This window comes from Cognatundibacterium luofuense (assembly GCF_018139685.1).
Taxonomy (GTDB): Bacteria; Pseudomonadota; Gammaproteobacteria; order Burkholderiales; family Burkholderiaceae_D; genus Undibacterium; species Undibacterium luofuense.
The window spans coordinates 1-356 of sequence record NZ_JAGSPN010000319.1 but is presented as its reverse complement, the minus strand read 5'-3'; the positions used below and the strand labels follow the sequence as shown (position 1 = coordinate 356).

Here is a 356-nt window from a genome sequence, read left to right as displayed (position 1 = left end):
GGCATTCGTGCCTATCGCGGCCAGGCTAAATGTCATGCCACCCAGCAGATTGACATCCTGACTGACTCCGATTTTGTAATCGCTATAACTTGCAGCACTGGCGTTGATGCCCTGAACTTTTTGGTAGCCAGCATGCAGATTCAGCGTCAGGCCTTCACGCAGTACAATATTTGCACCGAGGTCGAGGTAGCCGCTGTTTTTGCTATCCACAATACCGAACAAGGGGGTGAATGCATGTGAATACTTGAGGTAGGCCGGACCATAATTCAGCTGGCCGTAAAGTTCCAGCGTATTCGCATCTTTCAAGCCGACCTGATCCAGTTTGTTACCGGCATAGATATAGCCCAGTACGCCGA

General features: G+C 50.6%; 1 protein-coding gene. It reads right to left on the bottom strand.

Going from position 1 to position 356, the window contains the following annotated elements:
• Window positions 1-356, bottom strand: a 356-nt coding sequence (locus KDM89_RS20590; RefSeq protein WP_212689716.1) for a TorF family putative porin, incomplete at both ends; no start/stop codon positions are given.